At 49.0% G+C, this 7408-nt stretch carries 5 protein-coding genes; all 5 read right to left on the minus strand.

Translation table 11 applies throughout. From position 1 onward, the window contains the following. The coding region (locus tag AZ66_RS24545; protein WP_044357275.1) for a UDP-N-acetylmuramoyl-tripeptide--D-alanyl-D-alanine ligase at positions 1-1280 on the minus strand (1280 nt) is incomplete at its 3' end. Continuing rightward, positions 1277-2764, minus strand: coding sequence for a Mur ligase family protein (locus AZ66_RS24550; protein WP_442950320.1), 1488 nt, complete (start codon positions 2762-2764; stop codon positions 1277-1279). The genes AZ66_RS24545 and AZ66_RS24550, both read right to left, overlap by 4 nt. A gap of 12 nt (positions 2765-2776) precedes the next feature. Next, positions 2777-4711 carry a stage V sporulation protein D gene (locus tag AZ66_RS24555; protein ID WP_044357278.1) on the minus strand — a complete coding sequence of 645 codons (1935 nt, stop codon included), beginning with the start codon at positions 4709-4711 and terminating at the stop codon, positions 2777-2779. Positions 4712-4840: 129 nt separating this feature from the next. Further along, positions 4841-7027 (minus strand): penicillin-binding transpeptidase domain-containing protein, encoded by a 2187-nt coding sequence (locus AZ66_RS24560; RefSeq protein WP_044357279.1) that lies wholly within the window; start codon positions 7025-7027, stop codon positions 4841-4843. Between the two features lie 13 nt (positions 7028-7040). Then, a partial coding sequence (gene ftsL2 / locus AZ66_RS24565; RefSeq protein ID WP_082061717.1) for a cell division protein FtsL occupies positions 7041-7408 on the minus strand: 368 nt, incomplete at its 5' end.

Genomic DNA, 7408 nt, shown 5'->3' on the forward strand with positions numbered 1-7408 from the left:
TCAAATGAATAAACGGCGTTCTCTGCAAAATGTTGCAGGGCACCCGATCCAATTTCACGGCCCAGTTCGCCATACGTGAGCAATAGATCCAAGCTGCCCGGGCTTATGGATGCTCCTACTTCATAGTGGAGCCTCGCCTCATCAGGGCCTAGCTCTAGCATATCGCCAAGAATCGCAATCCGTTTGCCGCCCTGCAGTCCAGCAAGCACGTCAAGCGCCGCCTTCGTCGCAGTCGGACTTGCATTATAGGCATCATTTAACAACACCCATCCGCCAGACGTAATCGTCCGTTCAAATCGCATCCCGCTTATTTGTGCATTGCCAAGACCATACGCAATCTGCTCGTCAGCCAGACCGAACAAGCGGCCTATTGCAACAGCAGCCAACGCGTTAATGACATTGTGCTTGCCTAAGAGCGGAAGTTCGACAGTCAACGCCTTCTGACTGCCTGATGCCGCAACCGTGAATGTCGTCCCCGCCTCATGAAGATCGATATGCTCTGGTCGAACATCACACAACATACCTGCACCGAAGCGAATAACTGACATATGCTCAGGCCGCTTCGTCGCTTCTTCTGAAAGTGCCATGTCAACGAGTGGTTCGTCTCCATGACAGATGAGCACTCCATTTTCTCGTAGTCCGCTAATAATTTCTAGCTTAGCACGCGCAATCTCTTCCCGGGAACCAAGCTGCAGCAGATGCGCTTCCCCGATGTTTGTAATGACTGCTGCGTCAGGCTGAGCGATGGAAGACAAAAGTTCAATTTCACCTCTTCCGCTCATCCCCATTTCGAGAACTGCAATTTCCGTATCTTTCGGCATGGACAATATCGTTAACGGAAGGCCAATATGATTATTGAAATTGCCATCCGTCTTGTGAACACGATAACGTTCCGCAAGAACAGAAGCAATCATATCCTTCGTGGTGGTCTTGCCATTGCTGCCTGTAATGGCTACAACCTTAACCTGCTGCTGGGCTAAATAAGCTTGTGCCAGCCGCTGAAGCGCCTCTAATGTGTTGTCCACCATAATGAGCGGGTAGCCTTGCGGCATATCATCATGATTGGACTGCCACATCGCAGCCGCTGCCCCATCCTTCAAGGCTTGATCCGCATACAGATGTCCGTCGAATCGTTCCCCTTGAAGCGGCACGAACAATACACCAGAATCGATCTTGCGCGAGTTCGTGCTAACCCCTTTTACCGAGCGGTCCCCATAGGAGGGATCAGAGAGAGTCCCTCCACACAAGTCCGCTACTTCTCGTAACGTCGTTTCAATCACTGAACTTTGCCCCTTATCGCTTCTTTGGCCACCAAGCGGTCATCGAAGTCAAATGTTTCCTTGCCGATGATTTGGTAAGTTTCATGGCCTTTCCCCGCAATCAATACTACATCGTGCGGGCTTGCCATTTCAATAGCTTTCGTGATGGCAGCACGGCGATCAACGATGCATTCATAACGGCTTGGATCCAAGTTCACTTCATGAAGGCCCGCTACAATATCCTTAATAATCAAATCAGGGTCTTCAGTACGAGGGTTATCGGAAGTCACGATGGAATAGTCCGCGTATTTCGCCGAAATTTTGGCCATCAGCGGACGCTTCGTACGATCTCGGTCTCCACCACAGCCAAATACACTGATGATACGTCCTTCAGCGAACTCCTTCACCGTCTGCAGCACATTCTCCAGTCCATCCGGTGTATGCGCGTAGTCCACGATCACGGCAAAGGATTGTCCTGCCTCAACAGCTTCTACACGCCCGTCAACTCCAGCAACACTTTCAAGGCTCATACGAATCGCATCCAGTTCGATGCCTTCAATGAGTCCTACAGCAATCGCTGCTAATGCATTGTATACATTGAACTTACCAACCATACGCAGCTGAATGTCTGCCGAGCCTCTGAATGTATGAACTGTGAAGCTCGTTCCTTTTGCCGTAATCCGAATATTCTCAGCACGAACATCCGCCTGCTCTGTCATGCCGTACATGATCGTCTCAGCGGTTGTCATGCTTGCGAAGTATTCAGAAGCCGGGTCATCCGCGTTGAGCACCGCATAGGAGCGCTCTTCCTCAGCGTCAGAGAATGTATTGCCTAGTCGTGAGAACAACAGGCCTTTGGCTTCACGATATGCTTCCATCGTCTCGTGATAGTCCAGATGATCTTGTGTTAAGTTCGTGAAGACAGCCGTGCGGAAACGGCAGCCTTGTACACGTCCCTGTACGAGTGCGTGGGAAGATACCTCCATAGCCACGGCATCTACACCCTCGTTCACCATGTCATGAAGCGACTTTTGCAGTTCGAAGGCATTCGGAGTTGTACGAGACATTGGGAACACTTTGCCTGCATAACGCATTTGAATCGTTCCGATTACACCTGCATTTCGCTTCGCATCATTCAGAATTTTTTCAATCAAATACGTGGTTGTTGTCTTGCCGTTCGTTCCCGTAATGCCAATTAGATTCATACTGCGGCTAGGTGAACCATAGAACGCATCTGACAGTACTGCAAGTGCATGTCTAGCACTCTTCACAATCAATTGAGGAACCGGCAGCTCCAATTCACGTTCTACCACAAGTGCAGCTGCACCAGCTTGAACCGCCTGCTCTGCATAACGATGACCGTCTTCGGCCGTTCCAGAAATACAGAAGAACAGATCTCCCTGCGCCACAAGCCGTGAATCCATCGCGAGTCCTGTTACGACTGTATATTCGTCTCCCTTGCACTTCGCTGTCAGCATTCGTGAGCAAGCTTCAGCCAATTGCATCTGTTGCATGAATTATTCCTCCGTCTCTTTCTCTTCTCCCATATAGATTCGAATCGTAGATCCTCGATCTACACGGGTTCCGGGCTTAGGCGCCTGATGAATAATGGTGTTGCCCGTACCGGATTTGGCTAATTGAAAATCCATATTCATATCTTCGTAGATATCAGTCAAGGTCTTCCCTACTAAGTTAGGAACGACAACAACCGGCGTCTCATCGAAACGATACTTGCGAGAAACTTGTTCCTTCCGCGGTTCAACGCCCATATAATGGAGCGTATCTTCCATAATCCGCTTCACAATCGGCGCAGCTACAAGACCACCGAATTGTATGCCCTGCGGATTATCAACTGCTGTATAGATAACAACCTTCGGGTCATCAGCAGGTGCGAAGCCAACGAACGATACAATATGCTCGTTCGGCGAATATCTGCCATTGATAACCTTCTGTGCGGTACCTGTTTTGCCACCAACGCGATAACCATCGATGAAAGCATTTCTCCCCGTGCCTTGAGCAACCACATGTTCAAGAGCATCACGCACCTTGCTTGAGGTCTCTGGACTGATGACTTGTCTGACCAATTCCGGCTTAATATCTTCAACAACCATCCCTGTCTCCGGCTGAATGAATGACTTCGCCACATGCGGCTTGAACAGCTTGCCTCCATTGATGGCCGCAGACACTGCCGTAATTTGCTGAATAGGAGTGACAGATACCCCTTGTCCGAACGCAGTAGTGGCAAGCTCAACGGGGCCTACCCGGCTCAGCTTGAACAAAATCCCACTTGCTTCTCCACTAAGGTCAATGCCTGTCTTCTGTCCGAAACCAAAGTTGCGTATGTAATCGAACAATGTCTCTTTACCCAGTCGATTGCCAAGTGCAACAAAGCCCGGATTGCACGAATTTTGGACGACTTCCAAAAAGGTCTGACTGCCATGACCCCCGCGTTTCCAGCAGCGCAGCTTCGCTCCACCGACTTCTACACGTCCAGGGTCAAAAAAATGTTCATTGTACAGATCAACCTTGCCCTCCTGTATCGCAGCAGCAAGCGTTATGATCTTGAACGTAGAACCCGGCTCATAAGTCATCCAAATGGGCAGGTTGCGATCATATACATCAGAGGGGAAGTCCTTGTAATGAGCCGGATCGTAGCTTGGCTTGCTTGCCATTGCCAAAATTTCACCCGTATTCGGATCCATGGCAATCGCCAGCGCCTGATTCGGCTTCAATTCCTCCATAGCACGATCAAGTTCCCGCTCCATAATTGTCTGTATCTGCTTGTCAATCGTCAATTGCAAATTTAATCCATCTCGGGGAACGATGTACTTTTCTGAGGAATTCGGCATCTGATTGCCGCTTGCATCAGACAAATAAGCGATGTTGCCTCGCAAGCCGGTTAATGCAGAATCATACCTCTGCTCAATACCTGTCAACCCTTGATTGTCTATACCAGTGAAGCCGAGTATATGGGCCGCCAAATCGCCATAAGGATAATATCTTTTATTATCCTCTGCCACGACGATCCCCGGCAAGTTCAACTCCCGCACTTTTTCCGCTGTTTCAAGCGATATTTTACGACCGCCGCCCTTAATCTGCTTCACAGACTGCCCTTTCGCAATCATGCGCTCTACAACTTCCGTTTTCATCCCAAGGAGAGGTGCAATTTGTGCTGCAGTGGCTTTCTGGTCTTCAATTTGCACAGGAATAGCCCATATCGTTGGAGAACTGATATTGTAGGCGATTCTTTCGCCTTTGCGATCCAGTATCTCACCGCGCTTCTGGGAAATAGGAATCTCCCTCCGCCACGAATCTTCTGCCAGATTCGCCAGATCTTTGCCCTCCCACAACTGCACATACGCCAAGCGGACAATGAGCGCGATAAATCCAATCGATATGAGCACCATTCCAACGATTAACCTCTTACGGATCGTCACCCCTGTAACCTTCATATATACCCTCCCTCGTCCGACATCGGTTCATAAACAACCTATTCGGGACAACCAGCGGATAGAACAAGCTTCAAGAGGATGATCCGTAAGCCTACACAAGACCACTTTTTTCCTTCTCCGCCTCACACCTTACGGATGTTTCGGCTCCAATTTAATATGAACGATACGTGCCCCATCTTCATTTGTTTCTTTTTGTTCGGTGACGTAGCCTTCTCCATCAACACGAACTTCCCAACCGAGCATGGAGGTGATCTCCATGACATCACGCAGCGATTTGCCCTTAAAGTTCGGCAAAGGCAGCTTATCAGGCTCGTCAGTAAGCAGGTATATCCGTTGGCCGATTGCCAATGGCTCGCCTGGTGCCGGATATTGACGCTTCACTTTCTCCCCTGCTCCAACCGTCTCGAAGACGATGCCTTGCTCAGCCAATCGCTGTTTGGCATCGTAAGGCTTCAGGCCCTGAATATCAGGTGCCTTAACGGTTGTTGGTGCACCCGTCTTCTTCTCACTGCCCTTTTCTTGGCCGGAGATTGAAGAAGGAACACCCATGTAACGCAGCGACTGCGATACGATCTTCTTGAACATGAGCGGCGCTACAAAGCCGCCACCTTCCCAATAATCCTGCGGATCATCCACAACAACCAAAAGAGCAATACGTGGATCCTCAACAGGAGCAAAGCCGACGAAAGATACTACCGCACGAGTCGTGGCATATTCACCGTTAATGACCTTCAATGCTGTACCTGTCTTGCCGGCAACGCGATATCCTTCGATATACGCATTTTTACCTGTACCAATCTGCTGATCCGCCACAACCTGTTCCAAATACTCACTTACCGTTTTTGCAACGCCTGGGTCGATTACTTGACGAACTACCTCCGGCTTGCGTTCAGTCACTTCACCCGTAACGGGATCATGAACCTTCCGAACAATATGCGGTTTCATAAGCTTGCCGCCATTGGCCACAGCTGCAACTGCCATAATTTGCTGGATTGGCGTAACTTGAACCTTACCGTGTCCGTACGATGCCGCAGCCACGTCTGCCGGATATTCAAATCGGATAAGACCATTGTTCTCTCCGGGAAGTTCAATGCCTGTCGGTTTACCAAAACCAAATTTCTCAATGTACGCCTTCAAGCGCTCTTCCTTCAATTGCTCAAATCCAAGTTTAACGAAGGCAACGTTACTGGATCGCTTAAGACCTTCGAAGTACGTAATTCTCCCCCATCCATCACGGTTAACGTCGTGGATGAGCCGTCCTCCCGCATAGATGCGTCCAGAAACGAATGTCGCATTCGGATCAAAGATGCCTTCCTGTACAGCCGCGGCCAGTGTCACAATTTTGAATGTTGAGCCCGGCTCATATCGAGACTGAACCGCATGATTGTAAAAAGCAGCAATGTCCTTAGCATTCCAATACGAATTCGGATTGAAATCTGGCATATTCGCGAGCCCCAATATATCGCCAGTCTTCGGATCTGCTGCTATTACCGTCATACTATGAGGAGAATATTTATTGTACACCTCACGCATTGCATCTTGAATATATTGCTGAATATTACGATCGATAGTGAGGTATATGTTGTCTCCATCCTTAGATGGCTTGTATACTTCCGAAGCCTTCGGCAGCTTATTACCCATCCGATCCTTCTCATATTGGAGCATCCCTGCCGCTCCGCGCAGCTGCTCGTCATACAGTTTCTCAATTCCGCCAATCGGATTGCCCTGCTTATCTGTATAACCAAGCACATGCGACGCCAATGATTCTTTCGCGTAGAAGCGCTTCACCTCGGGCAAGAGGTAGAGTCCGACATCTCTCAATTCTGTCGTCTTCTTCAACTCATCTGTGAAGTCTCTTAGCTTCTGTGCAGTCTCGTCGTTCACCTTCCAGCCTTCACTGCGAACTTCTACCTGCGTATAGAACTCATCCTTGTCTTTCTTCTTCCTGCGGACGAGCTCATACAATTCGTTCTCAGGCTTCTTCAGCACGACGCTCAGTTTTTCTACGATAAGCCGCTCTACGTCAATATTCTTCTCAACTAACTTCTTTGAGGTGCGCAGTTCCTGAATGATCTTAGGGCCGACTGCTACCGTGTATGCAGGTGCATCCATAGCGAGCACTTCACCATTCTTGTCATATATCGTGCCTCGAACTGGTGTAATCTCCTTCTTCACAGCCCATGACTGCTTGGCTTCCGCCATCCAAAATGGCTGATTAATAACTTGGTACCAAAACAGTCTCCCAATTATGACAATAAAAAAGAGGGTGAATAAGCCCCCGATCGTCAACGTGCGCAACTTAATTCGTTTGACCATCTTCATCCCTCGTTTAATCGTTTCCTACTTGTTGTTTGTATACTTCAATTTCAGATAATGTCTCAGGGAAGCGCAAACCATTCTTTCTTGCTTCGCGTTCAATCCGATTCCAATCGGACAGCTTCTCCTTCTCTACCGTTAGCTCCGACACTTCATTCGTCAGTGCAACCGTTGCCCGCTTCGTTTCTTGAACCTTCAGGTTCATGTTGTAAATATTGGCATACCCACTAATGATGAATAATGCTACAGCCGCGCAGAAACCGATTGTGCCCAAATAGAGCAGCTTCTCTCGAGTAGGTAGAGTAGACTTCCGGGTTACCTTCTTCTTCGTTTGACGATATCGAGGCTTCTGTTGAGTCTGTCTCTCTGGACGCATCGCCA

This window comes from Paenibacillus sp. E194, from assembly GCF_000935845.1.
Taxonomy (GTDB): domain Bacteria; phylum Bacillota; class Bacilli; order Paenibacillales; family Paenibacillaceae; genus Paenibacillus_B; species Paenibacillus_B alvei_B.